This window comes from Nonomuraea sp. NPDC048901 (assembly GCF_040649695.1).
In the GTDB taxonomy this organism is placed as follows: Bacteria; Actinomycetota; Actinomycetes; order Streptosporangiales; family Streptosporangiaceae; genus Nonomuraea.
In genome coordinates this window covers 161,937-177,251 of the sequence record NZ_JBEZFW010000016.1, presented here as the reverse complement: position 1 = coordinate 177,251, position 15,315 = coordinate 161,937, and the positions used below count along the sequence as shown (strand labels likewise).

The following is a 15,315-nucleotide window of genomic DNA, read 5'->3' as shown; positions in this document are numbered from 1 at the left end:
TTTCGGCGTATGGAGACCAACCACCAGACGATGCGGGCACTGCTTCAGCGGTCGCACCGCGGGCCGAAGGATCTGATCCTCACCAGCGACCGTCGTCGCCCCACCCCGGGCCCGGGCGAGTACTTGATCCGAGTCGGCGCGGCCGGGGTCAACTTCGCCGACGTCATGCAGACCCGTGGAACCTACGGAGGAGGGCCTCAGGCGCCCTACGTCGCGGGATTCGAGGCCGCCGGTGAGATCGTGGGCGTCGGACCTGACGTCGAGGCCCCACTTCCGCTCGGTACCCACGTCATCGGAGCCGGCCCTGGCGCCTTCGCGCAGTACATGGCGCTGCCGGCCGCAGAGGTGCTGCCCGTCCCGTCCGGCTGGACGGACGCCGAAGCCCTCGGCATGGTGCTGAACTGGGCGACCGCTTTGGCGGCGCTGAGGCCGCTGGGTGAGATCAAGCCAGGTGACACGGTGCTCATCCACGCGGCGGCAGGAGGAGTGGGGCAGGCCGCGGTGCGCCTCGCCCGCCACTACGGTGCGCGGGTGATCGCCACGGCCTCACCGGCCAAGCACAACGTCGTTCGAGCGCTCGACGCCGACGAGGTTCTGGACACTGCACGCCCCGACCTGGCCGAGGAGATCACCCGTTTGACCGGCGGAGTCGAGCTGGTCCTTGAATCGGTAGGACAGGCCACGTTCAAGACCAGTCTGTCGGTCGCCAAACCCTTCATCGGGCGCGTCGTCGTGTTCGGCGCCGCTTCCGGCGACGCCAGTCTGACCACGCACGACCTGGTCTTCACCCACCACGCGCAGGTGAAGGGCTTGCACATCGGTGCGCTGGCGAGCGCCGCCCCATCGATCTACCGATCGCTGTTCACGGAGATCGGGGCGCTCATCGCCCACGGCGTGTACCCGCCCGGCACCCCCCAGGTCCACCCCCTGGGCGACGGGCCGGCGGTGCTTCAGGAACTCGAAGCAGGCCGGACCCGTGGCAAGCACGCCCTTGATCCTTGGCGCTAGGAACCGAACTGCTTCTTGACCGCCGCCACCCTGTCCGGCAGCACGCCCGGAGCGATCAGCACACACTCGTACCCGAGTGAGGCATAGGCGTCCTGATGGACCCGCTCGAACCGCAGCGACTCCTCGAACGTGATCAGCCGCGCGTCGGTCGGCGTGACGAACCCGAGGTTCTGTACGAAGAGCACCTTCTTCTCGTAGATCTGCTGCGCTTCGATGCGTTCCAGTTCGCGGGTCAGCGCCGGCGAGACGGAGTGGCCGAGATAAGTGGCCAGGGCGTAGGTGCAGACCGGCGATCGATCGTAGATCTGCACCTCGCCGGGGAGGGCCGCGGCCTGTTCCTGCCGTCGGCGCTGCAAGGTGACGATCGCCTCAACGAAGGACGGCTTCGTCCACGGCTCGGACTCGCCCTGGGCCTGCCGCAGGGCGATGACATCTGTCGCCGCCTCCTCGACGACGGTGTAGCCGTCGCACTCCAGCCAACGCAGGATGGCGGTCTTCCCGGCTCCAGGCGTGCCGGTCAGGATGTAGCGCTTCATGAATCACTTCCCGTACATCCCGGATCTGGGCATGGGATGGGTTGATCTGCGGGCTGTCCGTCAGGTCTGGACGGATCTCCAGGACTCCACAGTCGCTTCGGCGATGGCTTCGATGTGGCGTCCGTACGCCAGATGCCCATCGGACACGAAGCTGCCACCCTTGACGGGCAAGCCGCAGAACGTAGCGCGGAAGCGCCCGGGAGATCCGGCCTGCGGGAGCGGCGCGTACTCCTCGAGCGGCGCCATGTCGTAGCCCGACCGTACCCCGTGCTTGTTCCGCGCCACCTGATGAGCCGCGACGCGAAGCAGCGCGTCGAGGCCCTTGTCCACGTACAACTGCAGTTGGCGGAACTGGCCGTCCAGGTACTTCTCATTGGCTCTGGAAGGATGCTGCAGGAGGTACGCGCACACCACGGGCGCGTGCCACCTGTACATCTGCGGATCGGCCTGCTCTTCAGCCAGGATCGCGTGGTAGTAGTCGACGCACACACCCAGCGGGCCGGCACTCGCACCGCAGTCGCACTGGCGCATGCTGGGGCTGTCTGTCACGGTCCGCACCATAGGCGGTCAGCAACGGCCTTGTCGACGACATTTCGGCCGACAGCCCTCACTCCACCCAACGTCGAAACCCGCCCTCAGAATTGATCACCTGCCCGGTGATCCAGGCGGCATCGTCCGAGGCGAGCCAACGGACCACCTTGGCGACCTCATCTGGCCTGCCCCACCGGCCCGAAGGCAGGGAACGGCCGATGTGCCGGGCGAGCTCGGGACCGGCCCAGCCGGTGTCCACCGGCCCAGGGTTGACCGTGTTGACGGTGATGCCTCGATCAGCGAGCGCGTCGGAGAGGCTGGCCGTCATCTGATGGATCGCACCCTTGCTGATCGGCATCGTGTGGGGTCCACGACTGCGCCACCACCTTCGCCCCGGCGCTCAGCAGTTCACGGGCCAGGGCGAAGCCGATCCCGGCCCGGCGACTCACTCCGGTCACCACCGCTACCCTGCCCGCCAGAGGCCCCTGTGCGCTCATGTCGATTCCCATCTGGAAATCTTCGCAAATCAGGTCCTTTGCTGTCTTCGCCCACGAGAAGCCCAGGTCACACCGCTGACCTGGGCTTCCAGGGACCGGGCGGGCCAGGCTAGATCGGCTTGAGCGCCCAGAAGTGGTTGGCGTTGTTGCCGGCCAGGACCTGCTGGTCCAGGGCGGACGACGTACCGGTCGTCATGTTGAGCACGCGTTGGCTGTGGACGTTGACGAGGACGTACGTGCCGTCAGCCGCACGCCGTACAGTCCACATCTGCGCGTTGCTCGCAGTGCAGGTCGACTGGACGATCTGAGTTCCGGCCGCGTCGCTCGGCGTCTTCAGGTCCAGGCACAGGCCGCTGTTGACGTTGACGAGGCGGGCGGGGAAGGTGTCCGAGGCGGCCTTGCGCAACGTCCACTGCTGGCGCGTGGCGCCGGAGTGCGCCTTATGCGTGACCACCGCTCCGGAGGTCAGCGCGCCGTTGAGCACCTCGGCGTTCTCGCGGTTGCCGATGCCTGTCAGGTAGTACTTCGCGCCGTCCTGCGGGCCGGGATCCGTGATCCGGTTGAACTTCCACCGCTGGTTGGTCGCCCCGGTGTAGGGCCGCTGCTCCAGCGGGGCCGGGTACGCGCCCGTGACCGTCAGGGCCAGACCGGACAGCCAGTTGATGATCGCGTAGCTGCCGTCCGCCTGCGGCAGGTACGCCCACCGCATGCCGTCCTGGCCGTTGCAGCCGTACTGCAGGACCTGGGTTCCCGAGGTGGTGCCGCTGTAGGCGCTGTCCACGCACATCCGGCTGTTCGCGTTGATGAACTGCAGGCCGGTCTTGTAACCCATGATCCACTTTTGGCTCGCCCCGTTGGTCCGGGCGCGCTGACTGAGCCTGACCAGTCCGGTCGTGGAGCCGTCGATCGGCTCGATGGCCCCGCCGGTGGACACGCTGGTGATCGCGTACGTGAAGCCGACCGTGGGATGGCCTACGACGTCGGCGGCGGCGCCCTTGATGAGGAAGTCGCTGTCCGCGCTGTTCCAATGGGTGGCTAGATAGCTGTCCGCCTCCGGGCTGACGTTGAAGTAGTCGTCGCGGTTGCAGTCGGGAACCCGGTAGTCGTTCCACTCCACGCAGTCCCAGGACGGCGTACCGCCGTAGCACATGAGGTCGAACTGATCCGTACAGTGCCCGCTGTAGGAGTGCGGCGCGCTCGGCTGCACCGCGCCGAACGTGTGGCCCAGCTCGTGGGCGATCGCGTTGGCGCCGAAACAGTTGGGTATCGCGTCGACCCGCGCGTAGGTGGTGCGATTGTTGTAGTTGGCGGCGTCGGGACGATCGTCGTTGTACCGTCCGCCCCGCCCGCATTCGACGGTCGCCTCGGTGAGCATGAGGTACTTGCGGTCCGCCTTGTCGTATCCCAGCGCCTTCACCGCGGTGATGCCACTGTCGAAGGTGGCCAGCGAGTCGGCGGGCACCGTGACCTGGCGTACCGCGACCTGGCAACCCCCGGAGACCGCCTCCGTCACATAGCGGATGTGCCGGCTCTGGCCGCCCTCCGCGGCGGCGTCGTTGTACGCGTCGTCGGCGTTGGCGAGCCACGCCTGGAACATCGGCATGAGCTGGGTGAAACGGTCGGGCATGCTGGGCTCGCGGACGTACAGGACCTCGACGCGCTTGCCGCTCTCCCCGTCGCCATCGCAGAGGACCTTGGCCGTCGCCGCCTCCGCCGCCGCGTCGGCCTGGTCCGCCGTGAGCCGGGCCCCGTTCGCCTGGGGGCCCGTCCGTAACCCGAGCCGCGCGCCGGGGAAGAGGTCCGATGGCGCGCCGCAGCTCAGCGGCTCGGACGACACCGCCGTACCGGAACATGGATCGAGCGATTCCGCCGCCACGGGACGGGCATCGAGCCCGTTGGCGACGAGAACCCCCGCCGCGACATAGAGGACAAGGCGTTTGAGAAGCATTCGGCGACCCCCGGATCGTGAACATCGCTCACCTTGACGATGAGGAAGATCAACGTACTGGGCCCGACCGGAATAGCCAATCCAGGCGTAATACGCGCTTCCCCCAGGCCACGCGAGGGGCGTGGGGTGCGACCTCGGGGCCGGGGAAGCGTCCAGAACTCTCAGTCAGAGGCTGCGGGCGGTGATGTCGCCGCTGGAGGTGGTGGCGTGGATGTCGAGCTCGGCGGTGCCATCGTTCTTGAGGGTGTTGGCGATGCGGCCGTGGGTGGTACCGGCGTCCAGGGAGGCCGAGACGCCGGCGGCGGCGCTGATCGTGATGTCGCCGGACTGGGTGCTGAGCACGACCTTGCCGCCGGTGGCCTCGGCGATCCGGATGTCGCCTCGTGCGGTGCTGATCTCCGCGGGGCCGCCCAGCCGGCCGACCTCGACGTCGCCGTCGGTCGCGGTGAGGCGCAGGCTTGCGGTCTCGTCCAGCTTGATCTGGTGGTAGGCGCCTTCGAAGGTGACGTCGCCGAGGCGGCCGACGGTCCGCAGTTCGGCGCTGCCCGACTTCGCCTCGACGCGGGAACCGGTGGGCAGCTGGACCGTCACCTCGATGGCTCCGGTGGGGCCGAGGTACTGGTTCTTCTGCGCGGTCTCGATCCGCAGGACGCCGTCGGCGTATTCGACCGTGGTCTGCTCGGCGGCCTTGACGTCGCGGCCCTTGGAGGCGTTGGCGGGCAGCACCTCGACAGTGGTGTCGGCCCGGTCGGCCGCGATGAACTGGACGCGCCCGGCGGGGATGTCCAGGACGGTGGTGATCGCGGCGGGGGTGTCGAACTTCTGCATTGTGTGCTCCTGCTGAATCTGAGTTCGGTGTGGCCCAGTTCGCAAGCGCTGGACCGTTCATGGGATTGAGCATCGCCGACCGTGCTGATACCGGGCCGTCGCCGTCCTGACGCGACCACTGACACACCACCCGCACGCTCGGCGTTGAGCCCGAGGGCGTCCATGCGGGGTTCGGTGGCGGGGTGGTGGAAATTCGCGATGAGCCGCCACGGCGGGGTCGGGGCGGACCCTATTCTGATCTTGGTAAGGCTTCCTTCCGACAGCCAGGAGAGATCACATGCTCGGCCGTTTCGTGTCCAGCCTGGTGAGCGCACTGGTGCTCACCACCGCCACAGCCGCCGCCACCGCCGCCTCGGCCGTCGCGCCCCCGCCTCAGCCGACCCGGGGCCCGTTACCTGGCGTAACGGAACAGACGGGAGATGGCCAGTTCGGCAAGGGTCAGGCCGCGGTCGTCGCCGACCTGAACGGCCGCCCTGTCCAGCTCACGTCGTACACCACCGTCGACATGCAAAACCACGGGGGCCTGTTCGCGCTGTGGGCATGGCAGCCGGACCGGCGGCGGTTCATCAAGAGCGACTATGGGGATTTCGCGGTCTCCCCCGACGGTCGCTGGACGGTCGGGCGACTGGAGTCGCGGGAAGAGCCAGCCAAGAGCCGCCTGCGGATCCTCGACCGGACCACCGGCAAGAGCCGAGACGTCGCGATCCAGCTCACCGACTACACCCCCGCCGACACCGAGAACGGCGGCACCCAGTATCCCCAGATGCGCTGGCCCAGGTGGTCACCGGACGGCAAGAGGCTGCTGTTCACCGTCAGCTTGGCCCGCCAGGGCGACCGCTCGGCAGGAGTCCTGATCCTCGACGTGCCTGACCTCACGCCCCGCTTCGTCAAGATCTACAAGGCGCTGGTCACCGTCGGCGGTTTCGAGTGGAACAACGACGGCACCCGCTTCCTGGTCAGACACGGCAGGCTCGGCAGCACAACCGTCCGGCTGTACGACCTCCAGGGCAAGGCCACCAAGGAATACCAGGTACGAGGCCGGCCGGGCGGCGACGGACGCGGCGGCTTCTCCCCCTCCGGCAAGCGGTTCGTCACCGCCTGCCTGCCACTGGAGAAGGCTGCCTGCGTGTGGGACGCGGCAACCGGCAAGGCCGTGACGAGACTGCCCATCGCCTCCAGCGGGCGGGCCACCACCCTCGGCTGGTACGACGAGAAGCACCTGCTCATCACCACCAAGGCCGGCGTCGGGATCGTCGACTTGAAGGGCCGGGTGACGGAGACGCTGCTCAAGCTCGGCAAGAAGTCCGAGATCTTCCCGCACTTCAGCGCGCTGAAATGATCAGTCGGCATGCGGATGTGGTCCACAAGATCGGGCTGGCAATGCCTCTAACCGGCTCGTAGGGCAGCGACCGACTCGACGAGGCCTGCCGTCTCCAATGCATCGAGCACGTCGTCCACAGTTTCCGGCGGGTTGGTACGCGAGTCCGCGATCTGCTGCACGCAAGCCCACACGACTCTCCCGTCGTGGTCAATTTGGTCCAGCACGAAGTCATCGGGCGATTTGGCCTCAATGCCCCATGGGGCCAAGTCCTCTGGCGGAAAGTCCTTGAGGTTCGACGTCACGATGATCTGTGCCCCTGCCTTGATCGCCGCCGCCAGCACATGCCGGTCATCCGAGTCGGGAAGCTTCAGCCCCTCAATCAGCGGCTCATACCCCTCAATCAGGGAATCCCGGACAGCCGAGTTCATCAGGAGCCGGAGTTTGCCAAACTTCTCTTCCGAAATATCGGGACGGTTGGCAAGCAGGTTGCGTTGCATCTCGTCGAGAATCCCGTTGGTCCATTTGGCCTGCGTCCGCCCCACCATGGCAAGGCGGATGAGCAGGTCGCGCAGCGTGTTGCCGTACAGCACGTTCGCGTCGTAGACCACCACGAAGGCCATGTTCAGATGCCCAGCTCTTGCCCCAGTGCAGCAAGTTGATCAGCAGCCGTCCGGCGCTTGACGTCGTCACGGCGCTTGTACTCCTGGAGGTCCTCATAGGTGATACGCCGATGCTTACCGATCAACCGGAAGGGCATCTCACCCGCTTCCAGAAGCTTGATCAGATAGGGTCGCGAGACGTTCAGCATGTCCGCTGCTTGCTGCGTGGTTAGCTCGGCATGGGACGGTATGACCGTTACTCCGCGCCCTTCAGCCGCCTGAGCGAGGACGAAGGCGAGCAGGCTCACAGCCTCGCGAGGCAGGATCAACGGGTTCTCGCCACCATGCTCGCCGTCGACGCGAATGGTCGACTGCTCGGGATACCGCATGAGGTAATCCTTGATCCGCCGCACCGCGCGACTGGCGAGCTCGGCGTCGATGATCCCGGGCTGAACACGTTTGGCCTGGACGTCTGTCATGACAACACCTCCCTATCGCAGTATCCGCAATAAACGAAACAATCGCAAGCACCCCTACGAGACCCCCTTGGGTAGCGATACCGCGCTCGGGCTGGCCGCTTTCCACCTCGCGCGACCTCGGAGAGCGCGAAAGACCACCGTCGGACGACGGCGACGACCAAGCGCGCGTCAGGAGCCGGACCGGGCCGAGCCGCCTGATCGTTCTGCAGGCTGAGCGTTCAACTCGTTCCACTTGTGCAGCAGCTGGGGGACCTCGCTCCGGAGAAACGCGAAGAAGCGCCGAGTCTCGTCCATCCGGGCGCCCGCGGGCGTGTCCGTACCGAGCACCTCGGCTCCGTCGCGCGCGCCCTCCTCGAAACGACGGAAAACCTCGTCACTCGACGCCGCCGCCCTGTACCACGCCGCCTGGTCGACGCGGTAATGATCACGGCGCTCACCGGGGTCCCGCTCGCGGGTCACCATCCCGACCCGCATCAGATATTTCACCGCGCCCGAGACCGCCGACGGGCCGACGTGCAGTACGTCGGCGAGTTCGCCGGCGGTGCGCCGGCCGTCGTCGGCGATGAGCAGCGCCGCGAGCACGCGGGCCGCCATACGCGGGTAACCCGAGTCGGACATGATCACGGCGAACCGTTCGAGGAACCGCAGCGCGTCGGCCGTGCGCACGTCCCCGGTTCTCTTGGTCATGCCGGTCTCGTCGTCGGCTCTCTCGGTCATGCACACCCTCTGCGCGTCGGCTCTGATGGCCACAGGCTACAGACTAACTGATGTTTCACGAATTTCGTGAAATTCATGTAGTGTCCGAAGTATGGCAAACATGATCTCCGCGTCCGGTCTGGTCAAGACCTTCGGCCGGACCCGGGCACTCGACGGTCTGGACCTGACGGTCCGGGCCGGTGAGGTGCACGGATTCCTCGGGCCGAACGGGGCAGGTAAATCCACGACCATCCGGATCCTGCTCGGCCTACTGCGTCAGGACTCCGGGACCGCTCGGCTGCTGGACGGCGATCCGTGGCGAGACGCGACCGCCTTGCACCGGCGGCTGGCGTACGTACCCGGTGACGTGACCCTGTGGCCGACCCTGTCCGGTGGCGAGGCGATCGACCTGCTCGGCCGGATGCGCGGCCGGATCGACCCCCGGCGCCGGGCCGAACTGCTCGACCGCTTCGAACTGGATCCACGCAAGAAGGGGCGGGCCTACTCCAAGGGCAACCGGCAGAAGGTGGCCCTGGTCGCGGCGCTGTCCTCGGATGCCGACCTGCTCATCCTGGACGAGCCCACTTCCGGCCTCGACCCGCTGATGGAGGCGGTCTTCCAGGAGAGCATCCAGGAAGAGCGGCGCAAGGGCCGTACCGTGCTGCTGTCCAGCCACATCCTCGCCGAGGTCGAGGCCCTGTGCGACAGGGTGAGCATCATCCGGCACGGCCGCACGGTGGAAACGGGCACGCTCACCGAACTGCGCCACCTCACCCGCACCTCGATCGCGGCCGAGCTCGCCGGGCCCGTTCCCCAACTCGTCGGCTCGGCGGGCGTACACAGCCTGTGGACGCAGGGCAACCGGCTGCGCTGCCAGGTCGACGGCGACGCGCTGGACGCGCTGCTGCGCGAGCTGGTGAAGGTAGGTGTGCGGAGCCTGGTCAGCCAGCCACCGACGCTGGAGGAGATGTTCCTGCGCCACTACGAAGACGATCTGTCCGGCGCGGGCTCGAACGGAAAGCACGCGGTGGCACAGCGATGAACACTCTCATCGGCACCGGCGGACTGATCCGGCTCATCCTGCGGCGCGACCGGGTGCGGTTACCGGTCTGGTACGGGCTCGTGGCGCTGCTCGTGATCGGCGTGGCCGGCTCGGTGGCCGCCGCGTTTCCCACGGAGGAGGCGCGCCAGACGTTCCTCCACACGACCAACGGCGACCCGACACAGCTCATGATGATCGGCCCGATCTATGACTCGTCCGCCGCAGGGCTCGCCGCGTGGCGAGTACGGGGGCAGGCTGCCCTGCTGATCGCACTGGCGAGCCTGTTCCTGGTGATCCGCAGCACTCGCGGAGAGGAGGAAGCGGGCCGTAGCGAACTGCTGGGCTCGACCGTGGTCGGCAGGCACGCGGCACTGACGGCCGCGCTGACCGTGGCGTTCGCCGCCGGGCTGATCACCGCCCTTGTCGTGGCACTGGGGCTCATGGGCCAGGGGCTGCCTGCACAGGGTGCCCTGGTGATGGGGCTGTCGGTCGCCGCCGTCGGCTGGGTCTTCGCCGCGCTCGCGGGCCTGGCGGCCCAGCTGACCGAAAGCGCTCGTACCGCCGCCGGCCTCGCCGCCACCGCGATGGCCATCCTGTACGCGGTGCGCGCGGTCGCGGACCTCGAGCAGAGTTCCTGGGTGTCCTGGCTGTCGCCGTTCGGCTGGACCCAGCGCATGCGTCCCTTCGCCGGTGACCACTACTGGCCGCTGCTGCCGGTCATCGGTCTGACCCTGCTGCTGGTGGCCGGCGCGTACCGGATGTCCGCGCGCCGGGACCTGGGGGCCGGCATCCTCCCATCCCGGCTCGGCCCCGCCGAGGCGGCGCCGGGCCTGCGTACCTCGTTTGCCCTGGCCTGGCGGCTGCAGCGGGGCACGCTGCTGTCCTGGGCCGTCGCGTCCACCGCGTTCGGCGCCGGTTTGGGCGGCGTGGCGCGGAGCGCCGCCGAGCAACTGAACGCGAGCGAGGCTCTCAGGGGCCTGATCGAGCGGATGGGTGGCGGCGGCCGTCCCGCCGACGGCTTCTTCGCCTTCGTCATCTACCTGATGAGCCAGGTCATCACGGTCTACGCGATTCAGGCGACCCTGCGCTTGCGGGCGGAGGAGACCTCCGGCCATGCCGACGTCATCCTGACCGGCCCGATCGGCAGGCTGCGCTGGGCAGGCGGTCACCTGGCCGTCGTCGCGGCCGGGTCGGCGATCGTGCTCGCCGGGCTCGGCCTCGGGATGGGTCTGGTCTATGGGCTCTCCACGGGAGACGCGGGCGGCGAGATCGCCCGGCTGTTGGGGGCGAGCCTGACACGGCTTCCTTCGGTCCTGGTGCTGTCCGCCATTCCGGTGCTGGTGTACGGCCTGCTGCCGCGGCTCGCCGCGATCGTCGCCTATGTCGCGCTCGGGCTGTGTTTCGTGCTCGAGTTCGCGGTGGAACTGTTGCACGCCGACCCGTCGATCTTGACGGTGTCGCCGTTCGCGCAGACCCCCGGGCTCCCGGTCGCCGAATTCACCATGACGCCGCTGATCCTGCTGACCGTCGTCGCCACCTCGCTCACCGCCGTGGGGCTGGCCGCGCTCCGCCGACGTGACCTCGGATAGCGCGATCCGGCGCGGACCTCAGAGCGTGCGAATGGCCCCCTCAGCGATGGCCCGAAGTTTGTCCGGGTTGGCGATGTTATGGATGGCGGTGATGCGGCCGTCAGCGTCGAAATCAAAGGTGACAGTGGCGATGACGCGTCCCAGACCGCTGAACACCATGCCCGGCCCGCCGTTGATCTCGACCAGTTCGGCGTTCATGTCGCCGGGCGCGACACCCTGGTACGTGACCTTGCCGATGGCGCCGAACCAGGCGGCGACCGTCTGGGCGCCCACGACCGGAAGCAGAGCCTGCCGGACCTTGCCTCCCCCGTCGGTCCACAGCGTGACGTCCGGTGACAGCAGTTCCATAAGGGTGTTGATGTCGCCTCCGGTCGCGGCGGCGAGAAAGCGCTCCGTGACGTCGCGCTGCCGCGACCGGTCGGCGGTGAAGCGCGGCCGCCGGGCCCGTACGTGCTCGCGAGCGCGGTGCGCGGCCTGGCGTACCGCCGTCTCGGAACGCTCCACCGCCTGCGCGATCTCGGCATGACTGAAGTCGAAGACCTCCTTCAGTACGAACACCGCGCGCTCAAGCGGACTCAGGGTTTCCAGCACCACCAGCATCGCCGTGGACACCGACTCGGCGCTCGTGATGTCATCGGCGGTGTCGCCGCTGGTGAGGATCGGCTCGGGCAGCCACGGCCCCACATAGGTCTCGCGCTGGTACCGGGTCGAGCGCAGCCGTTGCAGGGCCAGATTCGACACGATCCGTGCCAGATAGGCCTTGGGGTCGGCCACCTGCGAACGGTCGTCGGCCGACCACTTGATCCAGGCATCCTGTACCGCGTCCTCGGCGTCGGCCACGGTGCCGAGGACACGATAGGCCACCGAGAACAGCAGATTGCGATGCTGGTTGAACACCTGCTGGTCGTGCTCCCCGTACGGGCTGGTCATCGCACACCTCGGACACGGGTGAAGCGGCCGCCACGGGGCCAGAACGCACCTGAGGCCGGCATCTTCTTCATACGGCCGTACGTCGGCCAGGGCGAAGCGGTCACCGCCTCCTTATACCGTGCCGCCATGCGGCCGGTCAGATGCACCCGTCGAGGGCTGTCGTCGGGGTGGGTGAACTGGACGACCGCATCGTGCCGTCCCAGGCTCACCGGCGTGTGGTAGTAGCCGAAGCGGAACGGCTTGGTCCGCTTCCCGTCCAACGCACGGACGATCGACACCGCAGCGTGTACACCGGTCGGCATGCCGCCCTGGCAGGTGCCATGCATGACGCCGTAGCCCTGGCGAATCGCGGCCGCGTCGCCCACGGCGTACACATCCGGGTGCGACACCGACCGTAGCGTCGCGTCGGTGACAATACGGCCGCGCTCGTCGACGGTCAGATCGGCGGCGGCCGCCAGCGGCGACACCCGCGTACCGCTCGTCCACAGGACGACGTCGGCGGCGACGCTCTCCCCGCCCGCCAGTTCGACGGAGTCGGGCAGCACCTTCGCCACCTCGATCCCGCTACGCACTTGGACACCCAGGCGCGTGAGCGCGGACCGCAGATAGGCCTGCGGCTTGGGGCTCATGGCCGCGCCGGGTTCCTGCCGGCCCAGCAGCACGACGGTCAGCTCGGGGTGCCGCTCAGCGATCTCCGCGGCCGACTCGACACCGGTCAACCCGCTGCCGCCGACCACGACCGTACCGCGACCGAGCCGAGCCAGCCGCTCGGCCAGCACCTCGGCGTCGTGGGCGCTGTTGAGGGTGTACGCGTACTCCTCCACACCCGGCACCGTCACCGTGTCGGCCACGCTCCCCAGCCCGTACACCAGCGTGTCGTAGCGCAGCACGCGGTCGTCGTCGATCCGCACGACCTTGGCGTCTGCCTCGATCGCCGTCACCCAGCCGCGCACGAACCGCGCGCCCGTGCCCTCCAGCAACTCCGGGATGTTCATCTCGGCGACCTGCTGCCCGGTCGCCGAGATGTGCAGCCGCAACCGCTCGGTGAACCGCTCCTGCGGATTCACCAGAGTCACCTGTACGTCTTCGCGCCCCTTGGTCCGAGCGGCCAGTTGGATCGCCGCGGCCATGCCCGCGTACCCCGCCCCCAGAATCAGAACGCGGTGCGGAGCTGCCATGCCGGTTTCGTATCGCGTGGTCATTTTTGTACCTTTCGCTTGGTACGGACAACCACGGGATGCAAGCAGCCCGCCGATCCGTGACATGCGATCGGTGTGACACGCGCCACAGACGCTCACTTCGAAAGGCAACCCATCCGGTGCGCGCGTTCTAGAGCCGGGCCGTACAGCTCCGGCACTTGGGAGGCGCCACCGGCCGCACATCGCTCCAGCCCGCCTTCCTGATGATCTCGGCTTCCCACGCAACGCCCTCGGGACTCAGCCCCTGTATCCCGAGCAACTGTCCAGTCCTGGGGTCGATCACCAGCTGACCTCCCTGGTACTGGAGAGCCAGCCCGTTGAGCCCAAACGTGCCGGGTACCTCGTCGACCACCTTGATGCCCGGCGCCTTCGCCAGGAGAAGGTAAGCGGCGGCCCTGGTGCCGGGCGTCGCCGGTGAGTTGATGAGCCGCTTGACGGCCCCCGCGAGCCACGGCTCGCGCTCAGCGGCCCCCTGAGGGTCGTAACTTGCCAGCAGCCGCGCCCTGAGCGCCGCCGGCTCTTTGGGGAGGTTCCGCAGTTCCGTCATCGTCGGCTTCAACCCCTCGGCGAGCTCCAGCCCCAGCTTCAGGTCCGTCGAGGAGTACGCGGGCATGTTCTTGTCGCACCCCCGTGCGGGGCACAGCTTGGGCGAGCCGTCCCGTCGCCACGCCTTCAGGCCCTTGGCCGTGTACGGCTTCGACGACACCGGCTCGCGCCAGCCATAGACCTCGCGGCTGGGCCCGAAGGCGAGCACCTCCATGGCCCGTTCCTCCACCTCCATGGCCCGTATCTCGGCCTTGTAGTTGTACTCGGTCTTCGTCCGCATGACCTCCTCGGTGTCACGTCGCCAAAAACGACCTTTCGCCTCCGGTGTCGCCGCCAGCCTGGCGGCCGCGGCTTCCAGCTTCTGCATGGGCGTGACCGCGACAGGCTGCACCGCAGGCCGAGGTACGAGAACCGTCACGGCGCCGACCACGAGCGCCACGGCCGCCGCCACGAGCGCCATGCCCGTCCACGACCTCCTGCGCACCCGTGCCCTGGACGCAGGAGGAATCGGTGCGGCTGCGAATACCCGCGCCCGCGCCGCCGCCAGTTGGCCGGCCGACGGGGTCGGCGTGTCGGGCATCAGCGAGTCGATGACCTGGAACTCGTTCATTCCAACCCCTCACGAAGCTTGGTCCTGGCCCTGCTCAACCGGGACGCGACCGTCCCCGGGGCGATTCCGAGCGCCGCCGCCACCTCGTCGTACCTCAGCCCGGCGTACGCGATGAGCAGCACCACATCGCGCTCCCCCTGTGACAGCCGCGCCAGCGCCCCCGCCAGCCGGTCGACCGTCACCTTCGCGGTGAGCCAGTCCACGATCCGCTGATCGTGTCCTTCGTCGTCAGGTGGCGGCCCCGTCCGGGCTATGGCACGGTACCTCCGCACCTCGGCACGCCGATGCCGGCCGATGAGGTTGGTGGCGATGCCGTACAGCCACGGCCTGACCTCGCCTACGGCCGAGTCGAAGCGGTCGCGCTGTCTGAAGGCGATGAGGAACGTCTCCGCCGCCAGGTCTTCGGCTACGTCGAGGGCGAGCCTGCGGCCGATGTAGCGCCAGATCTCCTCGTAATGGGCTTCGAAGATGGCCTCGAAGACGCCAGGAGCAGTGATCACACCCTTGCTTGCCCGCAAGCGTGCGATTCTTCCAGAAAATCTTGAGTTGGCGTCGCAGAGGGATGGCGTCCCGGAAACACAGGCCAAGGGAAACGTTGACTTAATCTCCGTTGAGGACCTGCGTCATCCACTCCAGCGATCCCGTGCTGAGCACCTCGTCCGCGAGGCGCTTCGCGGAGGTCACACCCGGCTGGACTGGCGACGTCCGCACCAGGCTCTCGAACGGGTACGTCATGTGGCCTGGACCTGTTCTTGCCGGGCCACGGTGCACGAGCTGTGCGAGGGCGGCGGGCAGGCGTTCATCCGGCGGACCGTCCAACTCGACGGCACCCCCGAGGTCCGCAAGACCTCGCCGTGCTCGATCCATGAAGCTGGGGCGATCTGGACGGCGTTGCTGTCCGGGCAAGCCCGATAAACCGGGCGTGGCGGCGTGGGATCTGGAGGGACGGCGCCGCC

At 68.0% G+C, this 15,315-nt stretch carries 17 protein-coding genes; 5 read left to right on the top strand and 12 right to left on the bottom strand.

Features of this window, described 5'->3' with window-relative positions; all coding sequences use genetic code 11:
- The first annotated feature begins 9 nt into the window (after nt 1-9).
- Nucleotides 10-1,008 carry a zinc-binding dehydrogenase gene (locus AB0C30_RS42380; RefSeq protein ID WP_357954755.1) on the top strand — a complete coding sequence of 333 codons (999 nt, stop codon included), beginning with the start codon at nt 10-12 and terminating at the stop codon, nt 1,006-1,008.
- Here AB0C30_RS42380 and AB0C30_RS42375 read toward each other — a convergent pair.
- From AB0C30_RS42375 to AB0C30_RS42355, 5 genes are all read right to left on the bottom strand, one after another.
- Nucleotides 1,005-1,544, bottom strand: a complete 540-nt coding sequence (locus AB0C30_RS42375; protein WP_357954753.1) for an AAA family ATPase — start codon at nt 1,542-1,544, stop codon at nt 1,005-1,007. The two genes, AB0C30_RS42380 and AB0C30_RS42375, sit on opposite strands and share 4 nt — an antisense overlap.
- A 60-nt stretch (nt 1,545-1,604) precedes the next feature.
- Complete coding sequence (locus AB0C30_RS42370; RefSeq protein ID WP_357954751.1) at nt 1,605-2,093, bottom strand: DUF5946 family protein; 489 nt, start codon at nt 2,091-2,093, stop codon at nt 1,605-1,607.
- Nucleotides 2,094-2,151: 58 nt separating this feature from the next.
- Nucleotides 2,152-2,433: an SDR family oxidoreductase gene (locus AB0C30_RS42365; RefSeq protein WP_357954749.1), complete on the bottom strand. Its 282-nt coding sequence runs from the start codon at nt 2,431-2,433 to the stop codon at nt 2,152-2,154.
- Between the two features lie 248 nt (nt 2,434-2,681).
- The gene (locus AB0C30_RS42360; protein ID WP_357954747.1) at nt 2,682-4,520 is read right to left on the bottom strand and encodes an RICIN domain-containing protein; all 1,839 of its coding nucleotides are present in this window, start codon (nt 4,518-4,520) and stop codon (nt 2,682-2,684) included.
- Between the two features lie 165 nt (nt 4,521-4,685).
- Nucleotides 4,686-5,348, bottom strand: coding sequence for a DUF4097 family beta strand repeat-containing protein (locus tag AB0C30_RS42355; protein WP_357954745.1), 663 nt, complete (start codon nt 5,346-5,348; stop codon nt 4,686-4,688).
- Between the two features lie 277 nt (nt 5,349-5,625).
- Between AB0C30_RS42355 and AB0C30_RS42350 the strand changes: the two genes are divergently transcribed.
- Entirely contained in the window at nt 5,626-6,687 is a 1,062-nt protein-coding gene (locus AB0C30_RS42350) for a hypothetical protein (RefSeq protein WP_357954743.1), read from the top strand.
- Nucleotides 6,688-6,734: 47 nt separating this feature from the next.
- On the opposite strand, the gene AB0C30_RS42345 is transcribed toward AB0C30_RS42350, so the two are convergent.
- The 3 genes from AB0C30_RS42345 to AB0C30_RS42335 all read right to left on the bottom strand — a co-directional run bounded on the left by AB0C30_RS42345 (nt 6,735) and on the right by AB0C30_RS42335 (nt 8,464).
- On the bottom strand, nt 6,735-7,289 hold the full coding sequence (locus AB0C30_RS42345; RefSeq protein WP_357954741.1) for a PIN domain-containing protein: 555 nt from the start codon (nt 7,287-7,289) through the stop codon (nt 6,735-6,737).
- Between the two features lie 2 nt (nt 7,290-7,291).
- The gene (locus AB0C30_RS42340) at nt 7,292-7,747 is read right to left on the bottom strand and encodes a helix-turn-helix domain-containing protein (protein WP_357954739.1); all 456 of its coding nucleotides are present in this window, start codon (nt 7,745-7,747) and stop codon (nt 7,292-7,294) included.
- A 168-nt stretch (nt 7,748-7,915) separates the two neighbouring features.
- On the bottom strand, nt 7,916-8,464 hold the full coding sequence (locus tag AB0C30_RS42335; protein WP_357954737.1) for a MarR family transcriptional regulator: 549 nt from the start codon (nt 8,462-8,464) through the stop codon (nt 7,916-7,918).
- A 91-nt stretch (nt 8,465-8,555) separates the two neighbouring features.
- Here AB0C30_RS42335 and AB0C30_RS42330 point away from each other — a divergent pair, with 91 nt between their 5' ends.
- Together AB0C30_RS42330 and AB0C30_RS42325 are read left to right on the top strand one after the other, a co-directional pair.
- The gene (locus tag AB0C30_RS42330) at nt 8,556-9,485 is read left to right on the top strand and encodes an ABC transporter ATP-binding protein (RefSeq protein WP_357954735.1); all 930 of its coding nucleotides are present in this window, start codon (nt 8,556-8,558) and stop codon (nt 9,483-9,485) included.
- Nucleotides 9,482-11,074 carry a hypothetical protein gene (locus AB0C30_RS42325; protein WP_357954733.1) on the top strand — a complete coding sequence of 531 codons (1,593 nt, stop codon included), beginning with the start codon at nt 9,482-9,484 and terminating at the stop codon, nt 11,072-11,074. Before AB0C30_RS42330 ends, AB0C30_RS42325 begins: the two co-directional genes overlap by 4 nt.
- A gap of 18 nt (nt 11,075-11,092) precedes the next feature.
- On the opposite strand, the gene AB0C30_RS42320 is transcribed toward AB0C30_RS42325, so the two are convergent.
- The 4 genes from AB0C30_RS42320 to AB0C30_RS42305 form a co-directional block, all read right to left on the bottom strand.
- Nucleotides 11,093-12,004 carry an RNA polymerase sigma-70 factor gene (locus AB0C30_RS42320; protein WP_357954730.1) on the bottom strand — a complete coding sequence of 304 codons (912 nt, stop codon included), beginning with the start codon at nt 12,002-12,004 and terminating at the stop codon, nt 11,093-11,095.
- Nucleotides 12,001-13,206 carry an FAD-dependent oxidoreductase gene (locus AB0C30_RS42315; RefSeq protein ID WP_357954728.1) on the bottom strand — a complete coding sequence of 402 codons (1,206 nt, stop codon included), beginning with the start codon at nt 13,204-13,206 and terminating at the stop codon, nt 12,001-12,003. The genes AB0C30_RS42320 and AB0C30_RS42315 overlap by 4 nt, the downstream gene beginning before the upstream one ends.
- Before the next feature lie 127 nt (nt 13,207-13,333).
- Nucleotides 13,334-14,359, bottom strand: coding sequence for a CU044_5270 family protein (locus AB0C30_RS42310; RefSeq protein WP_357954726.1), 1,026 nt, complete (start codon nt 14,357-14,359; stop codon nt 13,334-13,336).
- Nucleotides 14,356-14,859 (bottom strand): RNA polymerase sigma factor, encoded by a 504-nt coding sequence (locus AB0C30_RS42305; protein WP_357954724.1) that lies wholly within the window; start codon nt 14,857-14,859, stop codon nt 14,356-14,358. Before AB0C30_RS42305 ends, AB0C30_RS42310 begins: the two co-directional genes overlap by 4 nt.
- Between AB0C30_RS42305 and AB0C30_RS42300 the strand changes: the two genes are divergently transcribed.
- On the top strand, nt 14,852-15,274 hold the full coding sequence (locus tag AB0C30_RS42300; protein WP_357954722.1) for a hypothetical protein: 423 nt from the start codon (nt 14,852-14,854) through the stop codon (nt 15,272-15,274). The two genes, AB0C30_RS42305 and AB0C30_RS42300, sit on opposite strands and share 8 nt — an antisense overlap.
- Nucleotides 15,275-15,315: the final 41 nt, after the last annotated feature.

What these genes read in the sequence shown, in the direction of transcription:
- AB0C30_RS42380 (WP_357954755.1), top strand. Translation starts at nt 10, where the DNA reads ATGGAGACCAACCACCAGACGATGCGGGCACTGCTTCAGCGGTCGCAC.
- AB0C30_RS42375 (WP_357954753.1), bottom strand. Translation starts at nt 1,544, where the DNA reads ATGAAGCGCTACATCCTGACCGGCACGCCTGGAGCCGGGAAGACCGCC.
- AB0C30_RS42365 (WP_357954749.1), bottom strand. Translation starts at nt 2,433, where the DNA reads ATGCCGATCAGCAAGGGTGCGATCCATCAGATGACGGCCAGCCTCTCC.
- AB0C30_RS42360 (WP_357954747.1), bottom strand. Translation starts at nt 4,520, where the DNA reads ATGCTTCTCAAACGCCTTGTCCTCTATGTCGCGGCGGGGGTTCTCGTC.
- AB0C30_RS42355 (WP_357954745.1), bottom strand. Translation starts at nt 5,348, where the DNA reads ATGCAGAAGTTCGACACCCCCGCCGCGATCACCACCGTCCTGGACATC.
- AB0C30_RS42350 (WP_357954743.1), top strand. Translation starts at nt 5,626, where the DNA reads ATGCTCGGCCGTTTCGTGTCCAGCCTGGTGAGCGCACTGGTGCTCACC.
- AB0C30_RS42345 (WP_357954741.1), bottom strand. Translation starts at nt 7,289, where the DNA reads ATGGCCTTCGTGGTGGTCTACGACGCGAACGTGCTGTACGGCAACACG.
- AB0C30_RS42340 (WP_357954739.1), bottom strand. Translation starts at nt 7,747, where the DNA reads ATGACAGACGTCCAGGCCAAACGTGTTCAGCCCGGGATCATCGACGCC.
- AB0C30_RS42335 (WP_357954737.1), bottom strand. Translation starts at nt 8,464, where the DNA reads ATGACCGAGAGAGCCGACGACGAGACCGGCATGACCAAGAGAACCGGG.
- AB0C30_RS42330 (WP_357954735.1), top strand. Translation starts at nt 8,556, where the DNA reads ATGGCAAACATGATCTCCGCGTCCGGTCTGGTCAAGACCTTCGGCCGG.
- AB0C30_RS42325 (WP_357954733.1), top strand. Translation starts at nt 9,482, where the DNA reads ATGAACACTCTCATCGGCACCGGCGGACTGATCCGGCTCATCCTGCGG.
- AB0C30_RS42320 (WP_357954730.1), bottom strand. Translation starts at nt 12,004, where the DNA reads ATGACCAGCCCGTACGGGGAGCACGACCAGCAGGTGTTCAACCAGCAT.
- AB0C30_RS42315 (WP_357954728.1), bottom strand. Translation starts at nt 13,206, where the DNA reads ATGACCACGCGATACGAAACCGGCATGGCAGCTCCGCACCGCGTTCTG.
- AB0C30_RS42310 (WP_357954726.1), bottom strand. Translation starts at nt 14,359, where the DNA reads ATGAACGAGTTCCAGGTCATCGACTCGCTGATGCCCGACACGCCGACC.